At 71.5% G+C, this 21,666-nt stretch carries 20 protein-coding genes; 8 read left to right on the top strand and 12 right to left on the bottom strand.

What is annotated here, in order from left to right:
* Positions 1-15: 15 nt before the first annotated feature.
* Entirely contained in the window at positions 16-1,341 is a 1,326-nt protein-coding gene (locus tag ACFY1J_RS18380; RefSeq protein ID WP_390712266.1) for a serine-threonine protein kinase, read from the top strand.
* Positions 1,342-1,655: 314 nt separating this feature from the next.
* On the opposite strand, the gene ACFY1J_RS18375 is transcribed toward ACFY1J_RS18380, so the two are convergent.
* Positions 1,656-4,442 carry a penicillin acylase family protein gene (locus ACFY1J_RS18375; RefSeq protein ID WP_390712265.1) on the bottom strand — a complete coding sequence of 929 codons (2,787 nt, stop codon included), beginning with the start codon at positions 4,440-4,442 and terminating at the stop codon, positions 1,656-1,658.
* Between the two features lie 258 nt (positions 4,443-4,700).
* On the opposite strand from ACFY1J_RS18375, the gene ACFY1J_RS18370 reads away from it, so the two are divergent.
* From ACFY1J_RS18370 to ACFY1J_RS18360, 3 genes are all read left to right on the top strand, one after another.
* On the top strand, positions 4,701-5,303 hold the full coding sequence (locus ACFY1J_RS18370; RefSeq protein ID WP_390712264.1) for a hypothetical protein: 603 nt from the start codon (positions 4,701-4,703) through the stop codon (positions 5,301-5,303).
* 58 nt (positions 5,304-5,361) lie between these two features.
* The gene (locus tag ACFY1J_RS18365) at positions 5,362-6,108 is read left to right on the top strand and encodes a 3-keto-5-aminohexanoate cleavage protein (RefSeq protein WP_390712263.1); all 747 of its coding nucleotides are present in this window, start codon (positions 5,362-5,364) and stop codon (positions 6,106-6,108) included.
* 80 nt (positions 6,109-6,188) lie between these two features.
* Positions 6,189-7,256 (top strand): RNA ligase (ATP), encoded by a 1,068-nt coding sequence (locus ACFY1J_RS18360; RefSeq protein WP_390712262.1) that lies wholly within the window; start codon positions 6,189-6,191, stop codon positions 7,254-7,256.
* A gap of 48 nt (positions 7,257-7,304) precedes the next feature.
* Here ACFY1J_RS18360 and soxR read toward each other — a convergent pair whose 3' ends face one another.
* On the bottom strand, positions 7,305-7,763 hold the full coding sequence (gene soxR / locus ACFY1J_RS18355; protein ID WP_390712261.1) for a redox-sensitive transcriptional activator SoxR: 459 nt from the start codon (positions 7,761-7,763) through the stop codon (positions 7,305-7,307).
* 114 nt (positions 7,764-7,877) lie between these two features.
* Here soxR and ACFY1J_RS18350 point away from each other — a divergent pair, with 114 nt between their 5' ends.
* Complete coding sequence (locus ACFY1J_RS18350) at positions 7,878-8,339, top strand: MaoC family dehydratase (protein WP_390712260.1); 462 nt, start codon at positions 7,878-7,880, stop codon at positions 8,337-8,339.
* Between the two features lie 39 nt (positions 8,340-8,378).
* Here the strand turns inward: ACFY1J_RS18350 and ACFY1J_RS18345 are convergent, their stop codons facing one another.
* The 3 genes from ACFY1J_RS18345 to ACFY1J_RS18335 all read right to left on the bottom strand — a co-directional run bounded on the left by ACFY1J_RS18345 (position 8,379) and on the right by ACFY1J_RS18335 (position 10,580).
* Positions 8,379-9,002 carry a TetR/AcrR family transcriptional regulator gene (locus tag ACFY1J_RS18345; RefSeq protein ID WP_390712259.1) on the bottom strand — a complete coding sequence of 208 codons (624 nt, stop codon included), beginning with the start codon at positions 9,000-9,002 and terminating at the stop codon, positions 8,379-8,381.
* Positions 9,003-9,075: 73 nt separating this feature from the next.
* Positions 9,076-9,363 (bottom strand): YiaA/YiaB family inner membrane protein, encoded by a 288-nt coding sequence (locus ACFY1J_RS18340; RefSeq protein WP_363296629.1) that lies wholly within the window; start codon positions 9,361-9,363, stop codon positions 9,076-9,078.
* A gap of 65 nt (positions 9,364-9,428) precedes the next feature.
* Complete coding sequence (locus ACFY1J_RS18335) at positions 9,429-10,580, bottom strand: acyl-CoA dehydrogenase family protein (RefSeq protein WP_390712258.1); 1,152 nt, start codon at positions 10,578-10,580, stop codon at positions 9,429-9,431.
* A gap of 102 nt (positions 10,581-10,682) precedes the next feature.
* On the opposite strand from ACFY1J_RS18335, the gene ACFY1J_RS18330 reads away from it, so the two are divergent.
* The 3 genes from ACFY1J_RS18330 to ACFY1J_RS18320 all read left to right on the top strand — a co-directional run bounded on the left by ACFY1J_RS18330 (position 10,683) and on the right by ACFY1J_RS18320 (position 13,217).
* A complete protein-coding gene (locus tag ACFY1J_RS18330) occupies positions 10,683-11,324 on the top strand; it encodes a TetR/AcrR family transcriptional regulator (protein WP_390712257.1) in 642 nt (213 codons plus the stop codon).
* A 47-nt stretch (positions 11,325-11,371) separates the two neighbouring features.
* Positions 11,372-12,079 carry an ArsR/SmtB family transcription factor gene (locus ACFY1J_RS18325; protein ID WP_390712256.1) on the top strand — a complete coding sequence of 236 codons (708 nt, stop codon included), beginning with the start codon at positions 11,372-11,374 and terminating at the stop codon, positions 12,077-12,079.
* 202 nt (positions 12,080-12,281) lie between these two features.
* A complete protein-coding gene (locus ACFY1J_RS18320) occupies positions 12,282-13,217 on the top strand; it encodes a DMT family transporter (protein ID WP_390712255.1) in 936 nt (311 codons plus the stop codon).
* Positions 13,218-13,278: 61 nt separating this feature from the next.
* On the opposite strand, the gene ACFY1J_RS18315 is transcribed toward ACFY1J_RS18320, so the two are convergent.
* The 7 genes from ACFY1J_RS18315 to ACFY1J_RS18285 all read right to left on the bottom strand — a co-directional run bounded on the left by ACFY1J_RS18315 (position 13,279) and on the right by ACFY1J_RS18285 (position 21,618).
* Positions 13,279-14,361: a Zn-dependent alcohol dehydrogenase gene (locus tag ACFY1J_RS18315; RefSeq protein WP_390712254.1), complete on the bottom strand. Its 1,083-nt coding sequence runs from the start codon at positions 14,359-14,361 to the stop codon at positions 13,279-13,281.
* 14 nt (positions 14,362-14,375) lie between these two features.
* On the bottom strand, positions 14,376-15,764 hold the full coding sequence (locus ACFY1J_RS18310) for an aldehyde dehydrogenase family protein (protein WP_390712253.1): 1,389 nt from the start codon (positions 15,762-15,764) through the stop codon (positions 14,376-14,378).
* Between the two features lie 109 nt (positions 15,765-15,873).
* The gene (locus ACFY1J_RS18305) at positions 15,874-16,323 is read right to left on the bottom strand and encodes a DUF3574 domain-containing protein (RefSeq protein ID WP_390731530.1); all 450 of its coding nucleotides are present in this window, start codon (positions 16,321-16,323) and stop codon (positions 15,874-15,876) included.
* 9 nt (positions 16,324-16,332) lie between these two features.
* Positions 16,333-17,682 (bottom strand): ABC transporter ATP-binding protein, encoded by a 1,350-nt coding sequence (locus ACFY1J_RS18300; RefSeq protein WP_390712251.1) that lies wholly within the window; start codon positions 17,680-17,682, stop codon positions 16,333-16,335.
* Between the two features lie 179 nt (positions 17,683-17,861).
* Complete coding sequence (locus ACFY1J_RS18295) at positions 17,862-18,524, bottom strand: hypothetical protein (protein ID WP_390712250.1); 663 nt, start codon at positions 18,522-18,524, stop codon at positions 17,862-17,864.
* Positions 18,525-18,655: 131 nt separating this feature from the next.
* Positions 18,656-20,887 (bottom strand): molybdopterin oxidoreductase family protein, encoded by a 2,232-nt coding sequence (locus tag ACFY1J_RS18290; RefSeq protein WP_390731529.1) that lies wholly within the window; start codon positions 20,885-20,887, stop codon positions 18,656-18,658.
* Between the two features lie 113 nt (positions 20,888-21,000).
* Complete coding sequence (locus ACFY1J_RS18285; protein WP_390712248.1) at positions 21,001-21,618, bottom strand: TetR family transcriptional regulator; 618 nt, start codon at positions 21,616-21,618, stop codon at positions 21,001-21,003.
* Between the last annotated feature and the right edge of the window lie 48 nt (positions 21,619-21,666).

Genomic DNA, 21,666 nt, shown 5'->3' with positions numbered 1-21,666 from the left:
ACGAGGGAGCCTGTCATGGCGGATCCTGGGATGAGCGTGACTCCCTACTGGGAGCTGACCTTCGACGCGGACGGAGACGTGGACGGCCGCGAACGGGACCGGCTGCTGGCCGAGGTCCCGGCCCGTGCCGTCCGTGATCTGATCGTCTTCGCGCACGGCTGGAACAACGACCGGTCGGGCGCGACGGGTCTGTACCACCAGTTCTTCGCGCCCGTCCCGAACCTGGCTCCCAGGGCGAAACTCGGCTACGTCGGTGTGATCTGGCCGTCGATGCGGTTCTGCGACGAGCCGATCCCCAACTTCCCCAAGTCGGTGGTGGCCACGGAGGCCGAGGCGGCACCGCACCCGGCGCTGGACCAGGACACCCGCCACGCTCTCCTGGAGACCTTTCCCGGCCGGGCGACGGTGGTCGACCAGATCGCCCGGATGCTGGACCAGCAGCCCGGCGACCAGTCCGAACTGGAGGAGTTCGGACGGCTGGTGCGGCTGCTGGTCGAGGTGGTGCCGGGCGGGCCGCAGCCGCTGTTCGCGGCGGACGTCCTCGCGGAGGGGGTGCCGCAGAGCGAGCCCGTGCTGTTCACCGGGGACACGGCGACGGTCTGCGACGACTTCGCCGAGGCGCTGGCGCACCTCCGCTCCGGCGGCGCCACGGCGGAGTTCTCGCTGCCCAACCCCTGGAACGGGGCGCGGGAGCTGCTGCGGCAGGCGACGTACTACGCGATGAAGCGGCGGGCCGGCACCGTCGGGGAACGTGGACTCGGGCGGGTGATCGGACAGTTGGCCGGTACGGCGCCGAATCTGCGGGTGCATCTGGTGGGGCACAGCTTCGGCGGGCGGCTGGTGTCGTTCGCGCTGCGCGGGCTGCCCGAGGGCGTGCACACGGTGAAGTCCCTGACACTGCTCCAAGGTGCCTTCTCGCACTACGCGTTCGCGGCCCGCCTGCCGCACGATTCGCGCGCGGGCGGGGTGCTGCAGGGCCAGCAGAACCGGATCGACGGCCCCCTGGTGTGCTGCTACTCCCACTTCGACTCGGCGCTGGGCACCCTCTACCCACTCGCCTCCCGGATGGCGGACGACGAGGAATCCTTCGCGGGCTTCGACCTCGGCCGGTCCCTCGGCCCCAAGTGGGGCGCGATGGGCCACGACGGGGTGCAGGCGGTACCGGGCACCCACGCCCTGGACCTCGCCACGGCCCTGCACGGACCGCTGCCCTCATCGGGCTGCGTGAACATCGACGCGGCAGCGGTCGTCAGACACGGAGGCCCACCGGCCGGCGCACACAGCGACATCGCCCACCCCGAACTGGCGAGGGTGGTACTGGCGGCGGGCCGCATCACGTGACCCACCGCCGGACGGGCATCACCGGTCGATCCAGGCCACGCCCGCCCCCGACCCGTGCGGGCACCGCTCCGCGTTGCGAGGTGGAGCGGCCGCCGGTAGAGGCGAAGGCTCCGGTCGGAGACGGGTGCGCGGCGGGCCGTATCCCCTGACCCGCCGCCGGACGGACATCAACGGTCGATCCAGGCCACGCCCGCCCCCGACCCGTGCGGGCACCGCTCCGCGTTGCGAGGTGGAGCGGGCGAACAGAGGCCAAGGCCCTGGTCGGGGACCGGTACGCGGCGGGCCGTATCGCCTGACCCGCCGCCGTGCGGGTGTCACCGGTGTGAGGTGTACTCCACTACCTGCTGGAAGGTCGGGCGGTTCTGCCAGCTGATCTTGCCGTGTTTGATGCCGCCCAGGGTGCGCTGGACGATCGAGTCGGCGCACCACTGGTCGCCCGCCGAGCACTGGTCGTCGCCGGGGTAGACCTGGGCCGCGGTGAGGCCGGCCGCCGACTTGAGCGTGCTGATCAGGATGTCCCGGCAGGAGCTCAAGTTCCCCGCGCCGCAGTACTTCTGCTCCAGGCCGCCCTGCACGGACTCACCGAGCACCGCCCGGATGTCCTTGTCGACATAGCTCCACCAGCCGTACTGGAAGGAGCTGCCGGCGTGCGAGCCGGTCGGGCCGTGTCCGGCCGACGGGGCCTCGTCGATCGGCAGGTTGCCGGAGAGGGCGGTGTACAGGTCGCTGCCCAGGCCGGGTTCGAACTCGGCCTTCACCAGCAGCGGCCACCACGCGTCGAGGATCCGGATCGCGTCCGCGTTGGCGTAGGTCTTCGAACCTGCCGACGTCTCCGTGCGCTTGGCGCCCGCTGTCACCCAGGCCTGCAGCTTGCTCACCGCCGCCGCGGCCGTGGAGTCGGTCACCGGCGAGCTGTTGACGACCTTCAGCAGCTTCGGCAGCACGTCCTCGGCCCGCAGGTCGGCAAGGGCCGCGTCCGCCATCGCCTTCACCAAGGACGTCCGCGTCACCCCGCCTGCCGCGACCAGCTTCTTCACCCGGTCCTCCAGCAGGTTGCCGCGGTGCACCGACCCGTCGCCCCAGGGCGCGGTCGTGTAGTCCTTGGCCTGCTTGTTGTTCCAGGAGACGTAGTAGTCCTGGTCGACGGAGTTGGGGTGCGCGGAGGCCGGGGTGTAGTCGGCCGTGTTGGTGGCCGGGTTCCAGTTCTTCCACTCGTAGGCCGCCTGCGCCCACACCGGGAACTCGGCGTCCACACCGCTCGCCCGCACCGGGTTGTCACCGCTGTTGTAGTACGCGGTGTGCTGGGAGTCGGCGTAGAACCAGTTGAAGGTGTAGTTGATGTGCTGCGCCGCGCTCTGGAAGTCCTTGGGGCCCTTGACGTAGTCGGGGTCGTTCAGCATCTGGAAGCCGATGATCGAGTCGGCCTCGTGCATGTAGGAGGAGCGCAGGGTGGTGTAGGCGACCTTCTTGCCGCCGACGGTCGCCCGGTACTCCACCGGCCCGTATTTCGTCCGCCACACCCGCATCGTGTACGAGCCCGCCGCGGTCCCGTCGGCGGTCGTCGGCTTCCACGCGTTCTTCTGCTCGACCTTGTCCATGGCCGTGCAGGTGCCGTGGTACAGGTAGTGGTAGTCGTCCTGGCACAGCTCGACGGCGTAGCTGTCGATGATGTCCTGACCGGAGGTCGTCGCGCTCCAGGAGTAGTCCTGGCCCCGGCCGAGTTCGACATACATGCTCAGCCCCGCGAAGGAGGCGCCGCGGGCGCTGATGCCCGGGCCCTGGATCTCCTGGAGCATGAGCAGCTGCGGGGCGAAGTAGCCGGTCTGCGGTCCGAAGACGGCGACCGGGTGGCCGCTCGCGGTGTACTTGCCGCTCACCACGAGGGCGTTGGACATACCGCGCTTGGCGGAGCTCAGGGTCGTGGCCGCCGCCGTCGCCGACGCGCTGGTCGCGCTCGTTGTGCCCGCGCTGCCCGTACGGTCGTACACCAGCGGTTCCTGGTTCACCGAACCGGCGTCGGGCAGCGCCTCGCCCTGGGGGCTGTCCGGCTTGGTCGCATACGGGAAGCTCTCACCGTTGTGGACGGTCAGAACGGCCTCGGGGTCGTTGCGCTCACGGAAGGACTCCCAGACCTTGGTGCCCTCCTCCACGCCGTACTTGGACTGCGCGGCGATCAGGGAGATCGCGTTGTTGACCTCACCGCCTCCGCCCGAGCCGAAGAGCGAGCCGATGACCGAGCCCAGCGCCACCAGGTCGGTGATCTTGAAGTGGTCGATGGTGCCGGCGTTGGTGATCGAGTCCTTGTGTCCGGTCAGTACGTATTCACCCGGAAAGTAACGACCGCTGTCCGAGGCGTCGATATAGGCGTTGATGCCGTCCAGGTAGGCGTTGGCGTCGGAGAGGGCCTGCTGGCCGCGTGCGCCGTTGTTGGCGACGGCGTTGTCGATCTGGGCCTGCAGGTCGGCCTCGGTGTAGGGAGCGTTGCGGTAGAACTCCTGCTCAAGGCCCTGGTTGGCGGGCGCGCCGCCGGCGAACGTGGTCAGCTGGCCGCGCCCGACGTGCCGGAAGACGTCCATCAGCCACAGCCGGTCCTCAGCGGCGGCATACCCGGCGCCGAACTCCGTGCCGTATCTGGTGGTACCGGTGATGTGCGGCACACCGGCCTTCTTGTCGCGGACGATCGTCACGTCGCCGCGGTTGGCCGGCTTCTCGGTGGAGGCGACCTGGTCGGAAGCGACCCCGAACGACGCGTCGTTGAAGAACGTGTTGATCTTCGCGTCGGTGAGCCCGGAGTAGCCCGTGGCCAGGTTGGCGTAGGGGCCGAGCTGGTCCTCGGCGTGGTCGGGCTGGGTGCCGAAGATCTGGTTGAGGAGGATCTGGGCGAGGGTCGCGTTGCCGTTCTCGCCGGGCGGCAGGATGTCCGAGCACTGGCCGCCGCAGTAGTCGTTGGAGGCCGTGGCCGCGGTGGCGGTCGCCTGGGTCAGCGGGGAGAGCAGACCCGCGAGCAGCGCGCATACGGATGCCGTCTTCAGGAACCCGGTGAGCCTGCGGGGAGTTCTCAGTCTGGTGAACAACGCGTTGCGTGGGGTGCGCCGTGCCATGGCAGCTCCTGGGGAACGGGTGTTGGCGGGACGTTACCGCCGGTATCCCCGAGATTGAAGATGAACATGCGTCACTTTTTGAAGTCACCCGAGGCGTTGCCCCGGCGGGTCAACCCGGGCCGCCTTATGGACGGCATCGGAAATCGAATGGAGCCGAATCGTGTGTCGATACGTCTATTCGGCGACGTCGAGTGAAGTCCCTACGGCGACGCCGAAGTGACCGAAGAACAGGTGCAGGTGTGACGGAGGTGCAGGGCGATGGCCGGTTTCCGGAGTCTGGCGAGACAGGTGCGAGATCCGCGGTGCGACCTGGCGCTGCGGCGCTACTCACTGCGCAAGTGCCTGGAGAGGTTCGCTCCTTACGGACACAGGGCGACCTGGGACCATCTGTGCTCGCGGGCCGGGTTCGGCCCCGAGGACCGGTCCCCCGATCCGGCGCGTCTCGTGGACGCGTTGGATGAACTGGAGGAGGCGCGGGCGGTCTGGCTCGCCTATGAGGTCGAGTTCGCCGAGCGCCGCAAGAAGGAGAAGCACGGCGGGCTGCGCCGGCCGGGCAGCGTGGACGACTGGCACCGGCTGACCTGGGGCGGCTTCGGTGTCGCCTGGTGCGACGACCCGCGTGTCCACCCCCATGAACCACTGGCCGAGGTGCTGCGACGGCTGATCGCCGCCCTGGAACGCGAACCGGGCTCGTCCTGCCCGGTGTGCGACGGGGAGCGCCTCATCTGGAAGTACGACCTGGACCACGAACCCTCGGCGGGTCCGGTCTGCGCGGACTGCGGGATTCTGGTACCCCGGCCCGTACTCACCCCCGAGGCGCTGGCCTACGCCAGGCGCGGCAGACTGCTCGTGTCGGCCTGAGGCATGCCGGGGGTGCGCCGGGGATGCCGCACCCCCTACCGAAGGGGACCGTGACGTCGTGCAGGTGTGTCTCAACGGGCGCCGGGAGGGCGCCGATGGCGCGTGTGTCCCTCTGTCACCGGCAGCGCTCGCACAGTCCGCGGCGCAGGCAGTCGCGGCCGGAGCCACAGACATTCATGTGCATCCGCGAACACCGTGCGGACGGGACAGTCTCTCCCCACGCATGGTCGCGGCAACCCTGGAGGCCGTACGGGCACGGGTGCCGGTGCCGGTCGGAGTGACCACGGGTGCCTGGGCGGAGCCCGATCCGGCCACCCGCCTCAAGCAGGTACGCGGCTGGTCCGTACCGCTGCCCGACCACGCCTCGGTCAACTGGCATGAACCGGGCGCCGAAGAGATCGCCGAGCAGTTGATCGCCCTGGGCATCGGCGTGGAGGCGGGCATCTGGTCCGGCACGGACGGAGCGGCCCGCTTCGCCGCCTCGCCGCTCGGCCCGAAGGTGCTGCGGGTCCTCGCGGAGGTGACGGACACGCAGGCGGCCACGGCGGAGGCGTCCGCATGCGCGCTGTTGTCCGAGCTGGGCGACGCCCACGGCCGCCCCGTGCTGCTGCACGGCGAAGAGGGCGGTGCCTGGCCCGTACTGCGGCTGGCCGGGCGGCTCGGGCTGGCCACACGGATGGGCCTGGAGGACACCCTGCTCCTGCCGGACGGTCAACCAGCCATGTCCAACGCCCAGTTGATGACTGAGGCGCTGGTCCAGTACCGGTCGTCGGCCGAGCGGCGGCGCGACTCTAGCAGCGGGTAAACCGGTCGCTCCATCCGTTTCTCGTCCGGACAGTGGGAGGCGATGAAACACGCCTGAGGAACCACGTCCGAGGAGTCCGAATGTCGACGCTGCGCGTCACCGCCGAAGTGCTGACCGTCCATGAACATCCCAACGCCGATGCGCTCGAACTGGCCCAGGTGGGCCTGTACCGGGCGGTCGTCGCCAAGGGCGCGTATCGCACCGGTGAGGCCGCCGTCTACATCCCCGAGCAGTCCGTGCTCCCGGCCGGGCTGATCGAGGAGCTGGGGCTGACCGGACGGCTGGCGGGCGGCAACGCGGACCGGGTCAAGGCGGTGCGGCTGCGCGGGGAGCTGTCGCAGGGCATCGTGTGCCGGCCGAAGGCGCTCGCGGACGTCGACCTGGCGCGGGCCGCGGCCGACGGCACCGACTTCGCGGAAGCGCTCGGCATCACCAAGTGGGTGCCGCCGATCCCGCCGACCATGAACGGCGACGTCGAGTCCGCGCCGGATCTGCTGCCCTGGGTCGACATCGAGAACATCCAGCGCTACCCCGGGATATTCACCGCGGGCGAGGATGTGGTCCTGACCGAGAAGCTGCACGGTTCGGCGTGCCTGCTGACGTATGTCGCCGACGGGGGCCAGGTGTTCGTGTCCTCCAAGGGCTTCGGCACCAAGTCCCTCGCGCTGAAGGAGGATCCGCGGAACCTGTACTGGCGGGCGATCCGGGGTCACGGGGTCGCCGAGGCGGCCGCGCGACTCGCGGAGCGGCTCGGGGCGCGGCGCGTCGGGATCTTCGGGGAGGTGTACGGAGCGGGCGTGCAGGACCTGACGTACGGAGCCGACGGGCGCCGGGAGACGCTCGGGTACGCGGTGTTCGACGTGTCCGCGGAGATCGACGGTGCCGTGCGCTGGCTGGACGCGGTGGAGTCGCTGGAGGGGGAACTGCCGCTGGTGCCACGGCTGTACGAGGGGCCGTACGACATCGATCGGGTGCTGGAGTTCGCCAGTGGGCGGGAGACCGTCTCCGGGCGTGGGCTCCACCTCCGGGAGGGCGTGGTCGTACGGGCCGCCGTCGAGCGGTACAGCCCCGTGACCGGGGGCCGGGCGATCGCGAAGGCGGTCAGTCCGGCCTATCTGACCCGGAAGGGCGGGACCGAGTACGAGTGAGCCGCGCCGGCGCTGCCCGGCACCGGTACCGGTGCCGGGCAGCAGCTCTCAGCGGCGTTCCAGCAGCAGGCGTGAGCCCGGTCCCCGTTCGCCGAACGCGTCGTCGGGGTTGGACAGGACGCAGGTGTCGAGGGACAGGCAGCCGCAGCCGATGCAGTCGGTGAGGTGGTCGCGGAGACGATTCAGCTGTTTGATGCGCTCGTCGAGCTCGGAGCGCCACGCCTCCGAGAGGCGCGCCCAGTCCTCGCGGGTGGGGGTGCGTTCCTCGGGGAGCTCGGCGAGGGCCTCGCGGATCGTGGCGAGGGGGATGCCGACCCGCTGTGCGGCCCGCACGAAGGCGACGCGGCGCAGGGTGTCACGGGTGTAGCGGCGCTGGTTGCCGGTGGTGCGCCGGCTGCTGATCAGGCCCTTGGACTCGTAGAAGTGCAGGGTGGAGACGGCGGCGCCGCTGCGCGCGGACAACTGGCCGACGGTCAGCTCGTGGATCTTCTCGGGGATCTGGGGCACCTCTCAGAGCCTACCCACCGATCATCCGCGCCGTCCGTTGACATCGGTTCCGCCGCCGACCATGCTAAGCAGTTGCTTAGGGATTGTGATTCCGTGACGCGAGAGGCCGGGAACATGGCAGAACCGAGGATCTTCACCTCCCCCGACGAGCTGAAGGCGGCCGTCGGCGAGCAACTGGGCTACACCGACTGGCTGGAGGTCGACCAGAAGCGGATCGACCTCTTCGCGGAGGCCACCGGCGACCACCAGTGGATCCACGTCGACCCTCAGAAGGCGGCCGCGGGACCGTTCGGGACGACCATCGCGCACGGCTATCTGACCCTGTCGCTGCTGCCGCTGTTCGGACCGCAGCTGATCTCGGTCGAGGGCGTGAAGATGGGCGTCAACTACGGGACGAACAAGGTCCGCTTCCCCTCGCCCGTCCCGGTCGGCTCCCGGCTGCGCGCCACCGCGAAGATCACCGGCGTCGAGGACGTCACCGGCGGCGTCCAGGTGACCGTCGCCTTCAGCGTGGAACGCGAGGGCGGGGACAAGCCGGTCTGCGTCGCGGAGTCGGTCTCCCGCTACTACGTCTGACGCTCGGCATCCGGCCCTCGGCGCCCGGCGGGCCGGAGCCTACTTCGCCCCGACCATCCGCAGGACGAGGTCGGCGTAGAGCGCGCCGACCTCCTCGGGTGTCCGGGGGCCCTCCACGTTGAACCAGCGGGCCACGTCGATACACAGCGACAGCACCGCGAGGGTGGTGCCGTGGAGGTCCAGCACATCGAACTCGCCGGCCTCGACACCCTCCTCGATGATGCCGCGCACCTCGGCGTCGACCTGGCGGCGCAGCGCGAGGATCTCGGCGCGGGCGTCCGGCCCGAGCGCCTCCAGCTCGTACTGCACCACACGGGCGGTGGTGCGCCGCCCGGCGTGCCAGCGGACGAAGGAGCTCACGGCGTCGGCGAGCCGCTCCGTCGCGCTGCCCTCGCGCCGGGCCGCCGTACGGAGGATGTCCAGGGCCCTGTCGTGGCCGATCCGGCTGATCCGGTGGAGCAGCTCCTCCTTGGTCTTGTAGTGGATGTAGAGCGCGGCCGGGCTCATGCCCGCGCGGCCCGCGATGTCGCGGGTCGTCGTCGCGTGGTAGCCCCGCTCGGCGAAGGCCTCCACGGCCGCGACGAGCAGGCGCCGGGCCGCCTCAGGGGTGACCTCTTCCCACGGCTCGACCTCGCCGCCGGTCGTCTCCTCGGCCGTACTCATCGCTCGCTCGCCCCTCTCGGTGACAGGAGCTACACCATACCGCCGAAGGTGAGCGGTCGCTTAGAGTGCCTGCTCAGATCTTCTCGAAGGGATCGTGGTCGGCGAGGAGCTTCTCCAGCCGTGCCTGGTCGACCCGGCTCACGATCTGGCCGGCCTCCTGACGGTCCCTGATCACCTTGGCCAGGGTGAAGGCGGAGGTCACCAGGTACAGGACCGCGATGGCCAGGAAGGCCCTGACCCAGGCGTCGGTGTCCAGCCGGTAGATGCCGATGGACGTGGCCGCCATGGCGATGGCGAAGGAGGCGACGGCCTGCCCGTAGAACGCGGCCGTACTCTGCTGCTTGACCGGTGTGTCACTCATGGGGACAGCCTCTTCTGGCGCGGCCCCCGGCACATCCGCCGACGTACTCAGAGCGGTACTCAGAACTAGAACGCCGAAACTCCCGTCAGCGCCCGCCCGATGAGCAGCTTCTGGATCTGGCTGGTGCCCTCGTAGAGGGTCATCACCCGGGCGTCGCGCAGCAGTTTGCCCGCCGGGTACTCGTCGATGTAGCCGTAGCCGCCGAAGACCTGCAGGGCGTTGTTCGCGGCGCGGACGGCCGCCTCGGAGGCGAAGAGCTTGGCCTTGGAGGACTCGACGGCGAAGGGCAGGCCGCGGTCGATCAGATCGGCGACCCGCCAGGTCAGCAGCCGGGCCGCGTCCACGTCGACCGCGATGTCGCTGATCAGCTCCTGCACCAGCTGGTGGCGGGCGATGGGCTTGCCGAACTGTTCGCGCTCGCCGGCGTACCGCACGGCCGCGTCCAGGGCGGCCTGCGCTATGCCGACGCTGCCCGCGGCGACCGACATGCGGCCCTTGGCGAGCGCGGACATGGCGACCGTGAAGCCCTTGCCCTCCTCGCCCAGCATCGCCGAGGCCGGGACCCGTACGTCCTCAAGGACCAGTTCGGCGGTGGTCTGGCCGCGCAGGCCGAGCTTGCCGTGGATGGTGTGCCGGGTCAGGCCGGGGGTGTCGGTGGGCACGAGGAAGGCCGAGACGCCCTTGTGGCCGGGGGCGTCCGTGGAGCGGGCGAAGAGGAGCACGACGTCGGCCCAGGTGCCGTTCGTGATGAACATCTTGGTGCCGTTGATGACATAGTCCTCGCCGTCGCGCACGGCCCGGGTGGACAGGTTGCCCGCGTCGGATCCGGTACCCGGTTCGGTCAGGCCGAAGCAGCCGACGTACTCGCCGGACGTGAGGCCGGGCAGCCAGCGGCGCTTCTGCTCCTCGCTCCCCCAGGCCGCGACGGACTTCGCGACGAGGCCGAGGGAGACGGACACGATCCCTCGGACCGAGGAGTCGCCCCGCCCCAGCTCCTCCGTGACCAGGCAGTACGCGAGGTGGTCGCCGCCCGAGCCGCCGTACTCCTCGTCGACGGTCAGCCCGAGGAAGCCGACCTCGCCGAGCTTCTTCACGATGCCCCGGTCGACCTCCTCGGCCCGGTCCCAGGCCACCACATGGGGGACGATCTCCCGCTCGACGAAGTCCCGGGCGAGCTGCCGGACTGCGGTCTGCTCCTCGCTGAGCTCCAGGTTCACGACGAGATCACCCCACGGTTGACGGAACGCACGGCGGACCTTGAAAGCCGTACATTTAAATTAGCACTGCTAGTTTCAAGGTGCAGCCCTACTATGTGCGCCATGGCCCGACCGCGCAAGCCCCTCCTCAGCACCGACCGGATCATCGAGACGGCACGCGAGCTCGTGGACGCGGAGGGCCTGGCGGCCGTCTCCACGCGCCGGCTCGCCGCCGAGCTGGGGGTGAGCGGGCCCTCGCTGTACAACCACTTCCGCACGAAGGACGAGATCCTGGAGGCGGTCGCGGACTCGGTCAGCGCCCAGGTCGATCTGTCGATGTTCGAGGACGGCCGGGACTGGCGGACCGCGCTGCACGACTGGGCCGTCTCCTACCGGTCCGCCCTGCGCGACCACCCGCACATCGTCCCGGTCCTGGCCACCGGGCCCGGCCGCCGCCCCGCCGGGCTGCGGCTCGCCGACGCCGTCTACGGCGGGATGGTCGGCGCCGGCTGGCCGCCCGCACAGGCCACGTCCATCGGCGCGCTGATGCGGTACTTCATCATGGGCTCCGCGCTCGGCTCGTTCGCCGGGGGCTTCGTGGACGACGAGAGCGCGTACGACCCCGCCGACTATCCGCACCTCGGGCAGGCGCACCTCCTCGCCGAGCAGCAGGAGAAGATCGACGAGCGCGCCTTCGAGACGGGTCTGACAGCGCTGCTGGACGGGCTGGCCCAGCAGTACGCACAGGTCGGGCCGACCGCGTAACGACACTTCGGCGGCCGCCGAAGTGTCGGTGCCGCATCCTGGGGTGCATGACCACCAAGGACCCGCAGGCGCGCGGACTCGCGGCGCTGGCCGCGCTGATCGCGGACGAGACGCGGGCCGCGTGTCTGCTGGCGCTGCTGGACGGGCGGGCCTGGACGGCCGGTGAGCTGGCCCGGCACGCGGGCGTCGCCGCGTCCACGCTGAGCGAGCACCTGGGCAGGCTGGTCGCGGGCGGGCTGCTCGCCGAGGAGCGGCAGGGGCGGCACCGGTACGTACGGCTGGCCGACGCCCGGGCGGCACAGCTGATCGAGGACCTGGCCACGCATGTCGCGCCCGTGGCCCGGCGCCCGCGCACCCTGCGGGAGTCCACCGCGGGTTCCGCCATGGCCCGCGGCCGCACCTGCTACGACCACCTCGCCGGGCGGCTCGGCATCGCGCTCACGGACGCACTGACCGAGCGCGGGCTGCTCCGCCAGGACACCGGGTTCGCGCTCACCGAGGCGGGCCTCGACTGGTTCGGCTCGGCCGGCATCACCCTCGTCCGCGGCGGGCGCCGCCCCCTGGCCCGGGCCTGCCTCGACTGGACCGAACGCCGGCCCCACCTCGCGGGGGTCGCGGGCGCGGCGCTGTGCCGCCATGCCCTGGACACGGGGTGGTGCGTACGGATCGGCTCCGAGCGCGCGGTGAAGGTGACTCCGTCGGGGGAGCGGGCGCTGGGCGAGTTGCTCGGGATCGAGCGGGGGGCTTTGTGCTGAGTCCGCCTACGAGGGTGGGGGGTCTGTGGTGTGCCGGGTGCGGGTGAGTGGGGGCTGGTCGCGCCCACGCGGCGGAGCCGCATGTCGATTCAGCCCCGCGCCCCCAGGAGGTTGCACCCCCGTCGGCCGACATGGCTCCGCGCTCGATTGCCCGTCCGAAATTCGCGAGCCCCCGTCCCTCCCCCCTCCTAGCCTGTGGAGCATGATGAACGCCTCCTCAACCCGCCCCCGGCTGCTCGCCGCCGGTGCGGTCACCGTCAGCGTCGTGCTGTGGGCCTCCGCCTTCGTGTCGATCCGCAGTGCGGGGGACGCGTACTCGCCGGGCGCGCTGGCACTCGGACGGCTGCTGGCCGGGGCGCTGGCGCTCGGGGTGTTCTGCGTCGTACGGCGGGAAGGGTGGCCGCCGAGAACGGCGTGGCGTGGCATCGCGATATCCGGGCTGCTGTGGTTCGGCTTCTACATGGTCGTCCTCAACTGGGGCGAGCAGCAGGTGGACGCCGGCACCGCGGCCCTGGTGGTGAACGTCGGCCCGCTGCTCATCGCCCTGCTGGGCGCCCGACTGCTCGGCGATCCGATGCCGCCGCAGCTGCTGGCGGGGATGGCCGTGTCGTTCGGCGGCGCGGTGACGGTGGGGCTGTCGATGTCGGGCGGGGACGGTTCCTCGCTGCTGGGCGTGGTGCTGTGCCTGCTCGCGGCGGTGGCGTACGCCGCCGGTGTGGTCGCCCAGAAGCCCGCCCTCGCCCGCGCGAGCGCGCTCCAGGTGACGGCCTTCGGGTGTCTGGTCGGAGCCGTGGTGTGTCTGCCGTTCGCCGGGCAGTTGGTGCACGAGGCCGCCGGCGCACCGCTCTCCGCGACGCTCAACATGGTGTATCTGGGCGTCTTTCCGACCGCACTGGCCTTCACGACCTGGGCCTACGCCCTTGCCCGGACGACCGCGAGCCGGATGGGCGCGACCACGTACGCCGTTCCCGCGCTGGTCGTGCTGATGTCCTGGCTGGCGCTCGGCGAGGTGCCGGGGCTGCTCACCCTGGCGGGCGGTGTGCTGTGTCTGGCGGGTGTGGCGGTGTCGCGGTCCAGGCCGCGCGCCCGGACGTCCCGGACCGCGGCAGCGGAGCCGCGGCCCGAGAGCGTCTCCTGAGCGCCTCGTCGGAACACGAACAGCCGACCGCCTCGCCAGAACACGAAAAGCCGACCGCGCGTCAGAACACGACCAGCGCCCGTCCGCCCTTTCCGGCCAGCATGTTCTCGAACGCGGCCGGGATTCCGTCGAGTCCGATCCGTTCCGTCACCAGCGTGCCCAGGTCCAGTCGGCCCGCCCGTACGTGCTCGGCGAGCACGGGGAGGTCCCGGGCCGGGTCGGAGTTGCCGTACACACAGCCGGACAGGGTCCTGCCCCAGTGGAAGATCTCCAGGGCGTTGAAGGTGACCTGCTGGTCCTTGCCGCCGATGCCGACCACGGTCGTCCGGCCGCCGCGGCGGGTGGAGTCCCAGGCGGCCCGGATGCTGACCGCGCGGCCCACGCACTCCACGGAGACGTCGACGCCCTGCTTGCCGGTGAGGGCGCGGATCTCCCTGGGCGTGTTCTCGGAGGCGACGACGAAGTCGGTGGCGCCGGCCGCGCGGGCCAGTTCCTCCTTGGCCGGAGAGACGTCGACCGCGACGATCCGTGCGGCGCCCGCGATCCGGGCCGCCTGGAGGGTGGCGAGGCCGACTCCGCCCGCGCCGAACACCGCGACCGTCTCGCCCGGCCGGACCCGCGCCGAGTGGTGGACGGCGCCGTAGCCGGTGAGGACGGCACAGCCGAGGAGGGCGGCGTCCGCGAGCGGCACCCCCTCCGGCAGGGGCAGCACGCAGGAGGCGGCGACCACCGTCTCCTCGGCGAACGCGGCGACGTTGAGGCCGGGGTGGAGGTCGGTGCCGTCGACGGTACGGGCGTAGACGTCGGCGGCGCCGCCCAGCGCATTGCCGCACAGCCAGACCTCGCCGAGCGAGCAGGCGTGGCAACTGCCGCAGGAGGGAGCCCAGTTCAGGACGACCTGGGAGCCCGGGGTCACGTGGGTGACCCCTTCGCCCACGGCGACGACGGTGCCCGCGCCCTCGTGCCCGAGCACGGCCGGGACCGGCACCCGCATGGTGCCGTCGGACAGGGACAGGTCGGAGTGGCAGACCCCGGCGGCGGCGAGGCGGACCCGGACCTGTCCGGGGCCCGGGTCGGGCAGCTCGACCTCGGTGATCTCCAGCGGGGCACCGATGGCGGGCAGGACGGCGGCACGTACGGCCATGACTCGGAACTCCCTTAGAACTGGAGGGACTTGGTCTGGAGGTACTCGGCGAGTCCATGCGCGCCGAGTTCCCGGCCCACACCGGACTGCTTGTAACCGCCGAAGGGGGCGGAGGGGTTGAAGCGGCCGCCGTTGATGTCGACCTGGCCGGTGTCCATGCGGCGGGCGAAGGCCACCGCCTCCGCCTCGTCGCCGGCCCAGACGGCGCCCGCGAGGCCGTAGACCGTGCCGTTGGCGATGCGCAGGGCGTCCTCCTCGTCCGCGTAGCGGAGGATCGTGAGGACCGGGCCGAAGATCTCCTCCTGCGCGATCGTCATCTCGGGGGTGACGTCCGCGAACACGGTGGGGCTGACGAAGTAGCCGGTCTCGCGCGGGGATTCGGCGCCGCCCGCGACCAGACGCGCGCCCTCGGCGAGGCCCTGCTCGATGTAACCGCGCACCCGGGCGCGCTGCTTGGCGCTGACGACCGGGCCGATGCGGTCGCCGTACTTGGCGGCGGCCGCCGCGGCGAGCTCCACCGCCTCCTCGTACCGGTCGGTGTGCACCAGCATGCGGGTCCAGGCGCTGCACGTCTGGCCGGAGTTGGACATGACGTTGGCGACGCCCACGTTCACCGCCTTGGCGAGGTCGGCGCCGGGCAGGATGACGTTGGCGGACTTGCCGCCGAGTTCGAGGGCGACCTTCTTGACGGCGGCGCCCGCCACCGCGCCGATCTTCCGGCCGACCGCCGTGGAGCCGGTGAAGGAGACCAGGTCGACGTCCGGGTGCTCGGCGAGGGCCTGTCCGGCGACCGGTCCGAGCCCGGTGACCAGGTTGAACACGCCCGCGGGTACGCCCGCTTCATGAACCGCCTCCGCGAACAGCTGGGCGGTGAGCGGGGTGTCCTCGGCCGGCTTCAGCACGATGGTGCAGCCCGCGGCGAGGGCCGGGGCGACCTTGGCGACGATCTGGTGGAGGGGATAGTTCCAGGGGGTGATCGCGCCGACCACGCCCACGGGTTCGTGATGGACGGTCGAGTTGCCGACCTTCTCCTCGAAGGCGTGGGTCGCGGCGAGTTCGGCGTAGGAGCCCGCGACCGCGATCGGCACGCCCGCGTGGACCGTCTGCGAGAACGGGAGCGGTGCGCCCAGCTCCGCGCTGACCGTCTCGGCGATCTCGTCCTTGCGGGCCACGAGCACGTCCCGCAGGGCGGTCAGCCGTGCGGCCCGCTCGGCCGGCGGGGTCGCGGCCCAGGCCGGGAGGGCGGCGCGGGCGGCCCGTACGGCGGTGTCAACGTCCTCGGCGGTACCGGCCGGGACCCGGCCGATGACCTGCTCGTCGACCGGGTTCACGACCTCGATCACGTCCCGGCCGGCGGCGGGGCGCCAGGCGCCGTCGATGTACAGGCCGTCGTGTGACTTCATGCTGCTTCCTCCCGGCGGGGCTGCGTCGTCCGACTCACAAACTAGCGATGTTAGTTTTCTCGCGCCAGACGTGACCGGACGCTCCGGAAACACCGGACGCTCCGGGATATCAGAAGTCGACCCGAGCCCCTTCGTCCACCCGGCCCACCGACTCCTGACCGAAGGCCTTCTCGTAGGCCCGCCGGATCTCCTCGATGCTCCGGTCGTTCGCGTCGGCCCGCCCCACCGGATACAGCAGGACCAGTTCGTACGACCGCTCGCGCTCGATCGTGCCGTGCGCGTCCCGCCACTGCCCGCGCACGTCCCGCACGGTGAGCCCGTCCGGGAAGTCCGGAGTGACCTCCTTGTCCACGAAGGCCATGAACTGCGGGTCGGTGACGGCCGGGCCGCCGTCCGGGCGCGCGGTGCCGAACAGCAGCCGGGTCTCGATGTACGGCTTACCGCGCGCCGGAGCGTGGGCATCGGCGTCGGCGAGGGTGGCGTGGGCGGTCGGGGCGGCGGCCAGCAGGAGGCCGGCCGTGGTGAGGGCGGCCCGGGTGGGGGTGAGTCGCTTGCGCATGCCCCATCCCTAGTGGGCCCACTCCTCCAGGTCGGGCAGCCGCGCCGGGGACGGGCAGATGCGTTCGCCGTGCTGGTCGAAGACGAAGAGATGGGCGATGTCGACGAGGAGGGGGACCTGCATGCCGTGGCGGAGCCGGATGTCGGGGGTGGTGCGTACGACCAGGTCGCCGGGCTGCCGGCCCTCCGCAGGCACCGGTCCGGGCTCGGCGTCCGCCGGGTCCTCCAGGACCACCACCGGCCCGGCGCGCAGCGCACCGGCCCGCTCCCTGAGCCGCTCCAGCACCGTCGGGCCCTCACGACGGCGGCGCCGCGAGGAGCGGACGGCCGGGCGCGGGGCCTCCAACTCCGGTACGACGGCCGGGCGGGAACCGGTGTTGAAGTGGACGAGGACCTCGTGCCCCTGGAACTCCACGTGCTCCACCAGCCCGCTGATGGGCACCTCGCCGGGCCGGGCGGAGGCGGGCTTGGCGATGCGGACGGCCTCCGAACGCAGACCCACGATCACCTCGCGGCCCTGCTGCACCCGCAGCAACCGGTGGTCCGTGCTGAGCGGTTCGGGCAGCCGCAGGGCCTGCTTGCCGAGGCTGATCGTCATCGCCCCGTCCAGCGGCGCACGGACGAGTCCCCGCAGCAGATTGATGCGCGGGATGCCGATGAAGGCGGCGACGAAGACATTGCGCGGGAGCGCGTACACGGTGCGTGGGTCGCCGACCTGCTGAAGCACTCCGCCGCGTAGTACGGCGACCCGGTCGCCGAGCGACATGGCCTCGGCCTGATCATGGGTGACGTACACCGTGGTGACCCCCAACTCGCGCGTGAGCTGGGAGATTTCGGCCCTCAGATGGTTGCGGAGCTTGGCGTCGATGTTGGACAGCGGCTCGTCCATCAGGAAGGCGGAGGGGTGGCGGGCGATGGCCCGGCCCATGGCGACCCGCTGGCGTTCACCGCCGGAGAGCTGGCTGGGGTAGCGGTCGAGGAGGTCCTCGATGCCGAGCAGCCGGGCGGTGGCGTCCACCCGGGGGCGCGGGTCCGCGCCGGGGGCCTCGATGCGCAGCGGGAAGCCGATGTTGTCCCGGCCGGTCATGCTGGGGTAGAGGGCGAAGTTCTGGAAGACCATCGCTATGTCCCGGGCGGACGGCTGCAGATCGTTGGCGTACTCGCCGTCCAGCAGCAGTTCGCCCTCGTCCATCTCCTCCAGTCCGGCGATCATGCGCAGGACGGTGGACTTGCCGCAGCCGGAGGGTCCGAGCAGGACGAGGAACTCCCCCGGCGCGATGTCCAGCGACAGCCGGTCCACGACGCGGACGCCTCGCGTGTAGGACTTGCTCACGTCGTGCAGGGAGATGGCGCGTGTCATGGCTGCTGCCCCCGGGGGCTGTCCAGAGCGCTGGTGCCGGTGCTCCGTGGTGGAAGGCCTCGCGCGGGTCGAACGGGGCCTGTGAGTCACGGAAATTAACGGAATGTGTGCGGCCGGGGGAAGACACGCGCCCGAATACCCGGATTACGCCAGGTGGGGAGGGAAACGGACGGCGTGATTCAGCGGGTGCCGGGCGTCGTGTGCGCCTCGCGGGTGCGGCGACGCAGCCTGAACCAGGCCGCCCCGCCGACCGCGGCCAGCCCCACGGCGGCGGAACCCGCGACCGGGCTGAAGGGGTTGTCGCGGGCCGGTCCCGAGCCGTCGGCGGGCGAGCCGCCCTTCGGACCGCCGTCACCGCCCTCCGGCCCGCCGCCCGGGCCGCCGCTGCCGCCACCCGGTGTGCCGCTCGGGCTGCTGCTGGGAGCGCCGCCGGGCGCGTTCGGGCAGTCGGCCTTGAAGACCTTGTGCCCGCCCGCGCCCTTGCCCTGGGCGACGGTCCAGGTCAGCTTGTACTGCGCGGCGGGCAGCAGCAGATTGTCGGAGGTTCCGGCACCGTCGACCAGTGCCAGGGAACTGGAGAGGGTGACGGCCCCCCGCCTCGCGGGCTGCGGCTCGATCGTCCAGTCGATCCCCTCGGCCTCGTCGAAGTCGACCGCGTCGAGGTAGAGGCTGCAGGCCTTCGGCCCGTCGAGGTACGTGGCGACGGCCGTGCCCAGCACATGGATCTCGACGTCCCCGTCGTCATCGGGAGCGGCCTCGGCCGGCGCGCCGAGGAGGACGGTTCCGGCGACGGTGAGCGCCGTCCATGCGGCCGCTCTGCCGGGCAGGGACGAAGTCGACATGGCCGGCCCTCCGTCAGATGCTTTTCATACGCCTCTCATCATCTGACTCCCTTTCACATCCACCCCGCACCACACGGGAACGGCGCCGCGCGCCCCCTCGGACATCACCCCGCCGGCTCAAGGACGTCGGGTCACGACGTCGCGGTGAGTTCGACCGGCACTCCGTTGAGGACCGCGTTGCCCGACAGCGGATCCAGCAGGCTGCCGTCGAGAAGCTGGTTGACGTTGACTCCGGGTGCCAGGACCGCGTGGTTCATCCGGGTGCCGGGGCGGTCGTGGCCCCAGCCGTGCGGCAGGCTCACCACGCCCGGCCGGACGCCGTCGGTGACCTCGGCGGGGGCCACCACTTCACCCCCGGCCCCCTTCACCCGTACGTTCGCCCCGTCGCGCACTCCCAGGCGGTCCGCGTCCTCGGGGTGGATGTGCAGGGTGCAGCGGTTGGTGCCGCCGGTGAGGGCGGGCACGTTGTGCATCCAGCTGTTGTTGGAGCGCAGATGGCGGCGGCCGACGAGGACGAGCCCGTCGGGGCGCCGGTCCAGCGCCTCCCGCAGCCGGGGCAGGTCGTCCGCGATCGGCTGCGGCAGCAGCTCCACCTTGCCGCTCCTGGTCTTCAGCGGCTGCGGCAGCCGCGGGCCCAGCGGGCCGAGGTCGATGCCGTGCGGGTGGTCGAGCAGCTGTTGCAGCGTCAGTCCGTCGGGCCGTACGCCGAAGCCGTCGCCGTAGGGGCCGAGGCGCAGCATCATGTCGAGCCGGCGTTCGGGACCGGTCTCGCCGGTGAGCTGCGCGGCCAGCTCCTTGGGGTCCCGGCCGTGCACGGGAGAGTGCTCCTCGCGCACCGCCTTGCCGAGGGTCTGGTCGATCACCATGGCGTCGACGGCCGAGGGGTCGGCACCGTGCATGCCACTTGCCGCCAGGATCAACCGGGCCAGGATCTCGGACTCGGCCATCCGGCCGGGCTCCAGCGGGACGGCGGGGCGGGTGTAGCGGACCTGGTTGCGCACGGCGAGGGTGTTGAAGGCGAAGTCGTGGTGCGGGCTCTGCGAGGGCGGCGGCGGGGGCAGCACGACATGGGCGTGGCGCGAGGTCTCGTTCAGATACGGGTCGACGCTGACCATGAAGTCGAGGGAGTCCAGGGCCTTGTCGAGCCGGTTGCCGTCCGGGGCGGAGAGCACGGGGTTGGCGGCGATGGAGATGAGGGCGCGGACCGGTTCGCCCTCCTCGGTGGCGGTGTCGATCTCCTCGGCGAGCGCGGAGAGCGGCAGTTCACCCTTCGCCTCGGGGTGCCGGCGCACCCGGGAGTGCCAGCGGCCGAGGGCGAAGCCGTGGCCGGGTCCGGCGGGCCGGGGGGTCTTGTCGGTGGCGGCCTGCGGGAAGAGGGCGCCGCCGGGCCGGTCGAGGTTGCCGGTGAGGATGTTGAGGACGTCGACGAGCCAGCTGGCGAGGGTGCCGTGCGGGACCGTGCAGCTGCCTATGCGGGCGTACACGGCGGCGGTGGGGGCGGCGGCGAGTTCACGGGCGAGGGCGCGGATCGTGTCCGCGTCGACGCCACAGGCCTCCGCCGCGGCCTGTGGGGTGAAGTCCCGCATCACGTCCTGGAGTTCGTCCAGCCCTTGCACCTGCTCGGCGAGCTCACCGAGCTCGACGAGTCCTTCCTCGAAGAGCACGTGCGCCATCGCCGCGAGAAGCAGCGCGTCGGTGCCGGGGCGGATCGCGAGGTGCCGGTCGGCGAGTTTGGCGGTGCGGGTGCGGCGCGGGTCGATGACGGTGAGGGTGCCGCCGCGGGCCCTGATCGCCTTGAGCTTGCCGGGGAAGTCGGGGGCGGTGCACAGACTCCCGTTGGACTCCAGGGGGTTGGCGCCGATGAGGAGCAGATGGTCGGTGTGGTCCAGGTCGGGCACGGGGATGGCGTTGGCGTCGCCGTACAGGAGCCCGCTGGAGACGTGCTTGGGCATCTGGTCGACCGTGGAGGCGGTGAACAGGCTGCGGGTGCGCAGGGCGCCGAGCAGGACCGTCGGGTAGAGGGCGCCGGCCATGGTGTGCACATTGGGGTTGCCCAGGACGATGCCGACCGCGTCGGGCCCGTACCGCTCGACGACCGGCCGCAGGCCCGCGGCCACCGCGTCGAAGGCCTCCTCCCAGGTGGTCTCGCGCAGTTCGCCGTCCTTGCGGACGAGGGGTGCGCGCAGCCGGTCCGGGTCGCCGTCGACGGCGCCGAAGGAGGCGCCCTTGGGGCAGATGAACCCCTTGCTGAAGACGTCGTCGCGGTCGCCGCGGGCGCCGGTGACACGGGTGCCCTCGATGGTGAGGGTCAGCCCGCAGGTGGCCTCGCACAGGGGGCAGATTCGCAGGGCGGTACGGGACACGGGTCCTCCCGGGTGGCGGCGGCGCGGCTGCGGTGGCGCACGGACAGGCCGAGCATACCGACCGGTATGCCCAATGGGGAGGCCTCTCGGGAAGGGGTCCGGAAAGGGACGGTTCAGTCCAGCATGCGCGCCAGATAGGCCCGCAGCAGCTCCCGGGTCTCCGCGATGATCGCCTCGTCGCCCTGCGGGTCCACCCGGAAGGCGAGGTGGACCAGCGTGTCGGCGGTCTCCACGGCGATCAGGAAGGTGCGGCGCAGATCGTCGTCGGGGGTGCGGCCGAGGTAGCCGGAGAGCAGTTCGGTGAGGCGGTCGGCGACACGGTGGTTGGGCTCGGCGTGCCGGGCGCCGACCGGAATCTGGTTGCCGAAGTCGACGAGGGAGAAGCCGGGTGCGGTGCGCTTCATGGCCAGGTACTCGTCGAGCACGGCGTCCATGGCCGCCCGCCAGTCACCGCTCCCCCCGTCCCCGAGCCGCTCGATGACGCGCTCGGTGTACCGCTCCAGGTTGCGCTGGGCGAGCGCGTCGGCCATCTGCCGTTTGTTGCCGAAGAAGCGGTAGACCGAGCCGATGGGCACACCGGCGCGCAGCGCCACGGCCCGGGTGCTCAGGGCGTCGTAGCCGACCTCGTCGAGGAGGTCGGCGCAGGCGTCGAGGATCCTGGTCAGCCGTTCGGCACTGCGCCGCTGGACGGGCGCTCGGCGAAGCGATGTCGCATGGGGCACGGGCTTCATGATGCCTTTCCGCCGGGGTCCGGTGAACCTTGCCCCTGAGTACGGAGG

Origin of the sequence: Streptomyces sp. NPDC001406 (genome assembly GCF_042895285.1) — a bacterium.
Lineage (GTDB): Bacteria > Actinomycetota > Actinomycetes > Streptomycetales > Streptomycetaceae > Streptomyces.
Note: the sequence above shows the minus strand (reverse complement) of the source record. Positions and strands in the feature narration are given on the sequence as shown.

Excerpts from the sequence above, each read along its gene's own strand:
- ACFY1J_RS18350 (WP_390712260.1), top strand. The coding sequence starts at position 7,878 with ATGGCAGAACCGAGGATCTTCACCTCCCCCGACGAGCTGAAGGCGGCC.
- ACFY1J_RS18360 (WP_390712262.1), top strand. The coding sequence starts at position 6,189 with ATGTCGACGCTGCGCGTCACCGCCGAAGTGCTGACCGTCCATGAACAT.
- ACFY1J_RS18300 (WP_390712251.1), bottom strand. The coding sequence starts at position 17,682 with ATGACACGCGCCATCTCCCTGCACGACGTGAGCAAGTCCTACACGCGA.
- ACFY1J_RS18320 (WP_390712255.1), top strand. The coding sequence starts at position 12,282 with ATGATGAACGCCTCCTCAACCCGCCCCCGGCTGCTCGCCGCCGGTGCG.
- ACFY1J_RS18295 (WP_390712250.1), bottom strand. The coding sequence starts at position 18,524 with ATGTCGACTTCGTCCCTGCCCGGCAGAGCGGCCGCATGGACGGCGCTC.
- ACFY1J_RS18330 (WP_390712257.1), top strand. The coding sequence starts at position 10,683 with ATGGCCCGACCGCGCAAGCCCCTCCTCAGCACCGACCGGATCATCGAG.
- ACFY1J_RS18325 (WP_390712256.1), top strand. The coding sequence starts at position 11,372 with ATGACCACCAAGGACCCGCAGGCGCGCGGACTCGCGGCGCTGGCCGCG.
- ACFY1J_RS18315 (WP_390712254.1), bottom strand. The coding sequence starts at position 14,361 with ATGGCCGTACGTGCCGCCGTCCTGCCCGCCATCGGTGCCCCGCTGGAG.
- ACFY1J_RS18375 (WP_390712265.1), bottom strand. The coding sequence starts at position 4,442 with ATGGCACGGCGCACCCCACGCAACGCGTTGTTCACCAGACTGAGAACT.
- ACFY1J_RS18380 (WP_390712266.1), top strand. The coding sequence starts at position 16 with ATGGCGGATCCTGGGATGAGCGTGACTCCCTACTGGGAGCTGACCTTC.
- ACFY1J_RS18370 (WP_390712264.1), top strand. The coding sequence starts at position 4,701 with ATGGCCGGTTTCCGGAGTCTGGCGAGACAGGTGCGAGATCCGCGGTGC.
- ACFY1J_RS18310 (WP_390712253.1), bottom strand. The coding sequence starts at position 15,764 with ATGAAGTCACACGACGGCCTGTACATCGACGGCGCCTGGCGCCCCGCC.
- ACFY1J_RS18340 (WP_363296629.1), bottom strand. The coding sequence starts at position 9,363 with ATGAGTGACACACCGGTCAAGCAGCAGAGTACGGCCGCGTTCTACGGG.
- ACFY1J_RS18345 (WP_390712259.1), bottom strand. The coding sequence starts at position 9,002 with ATGAGTACGGCCGAGGAGACGACCGGCGGCGAGGTCGAGCCGTGGGAA.
- ACFY1J_RS18305 (WP_390731530.1), bottom strand. The coding sequence starts at position 16,323 with ATGCGCAAGCGACTCACCCCCACCCGGGCCGCCCTCACCACGGCCGGC.
- ACFY1J_RS18285 (WP_390712248.1), bottom strand. The coding sequence starts at position 21,618 with ATGAAGCCCGTGCCCCATGCGACATCGCTTCGCCGAGCGCCCGTCCAG.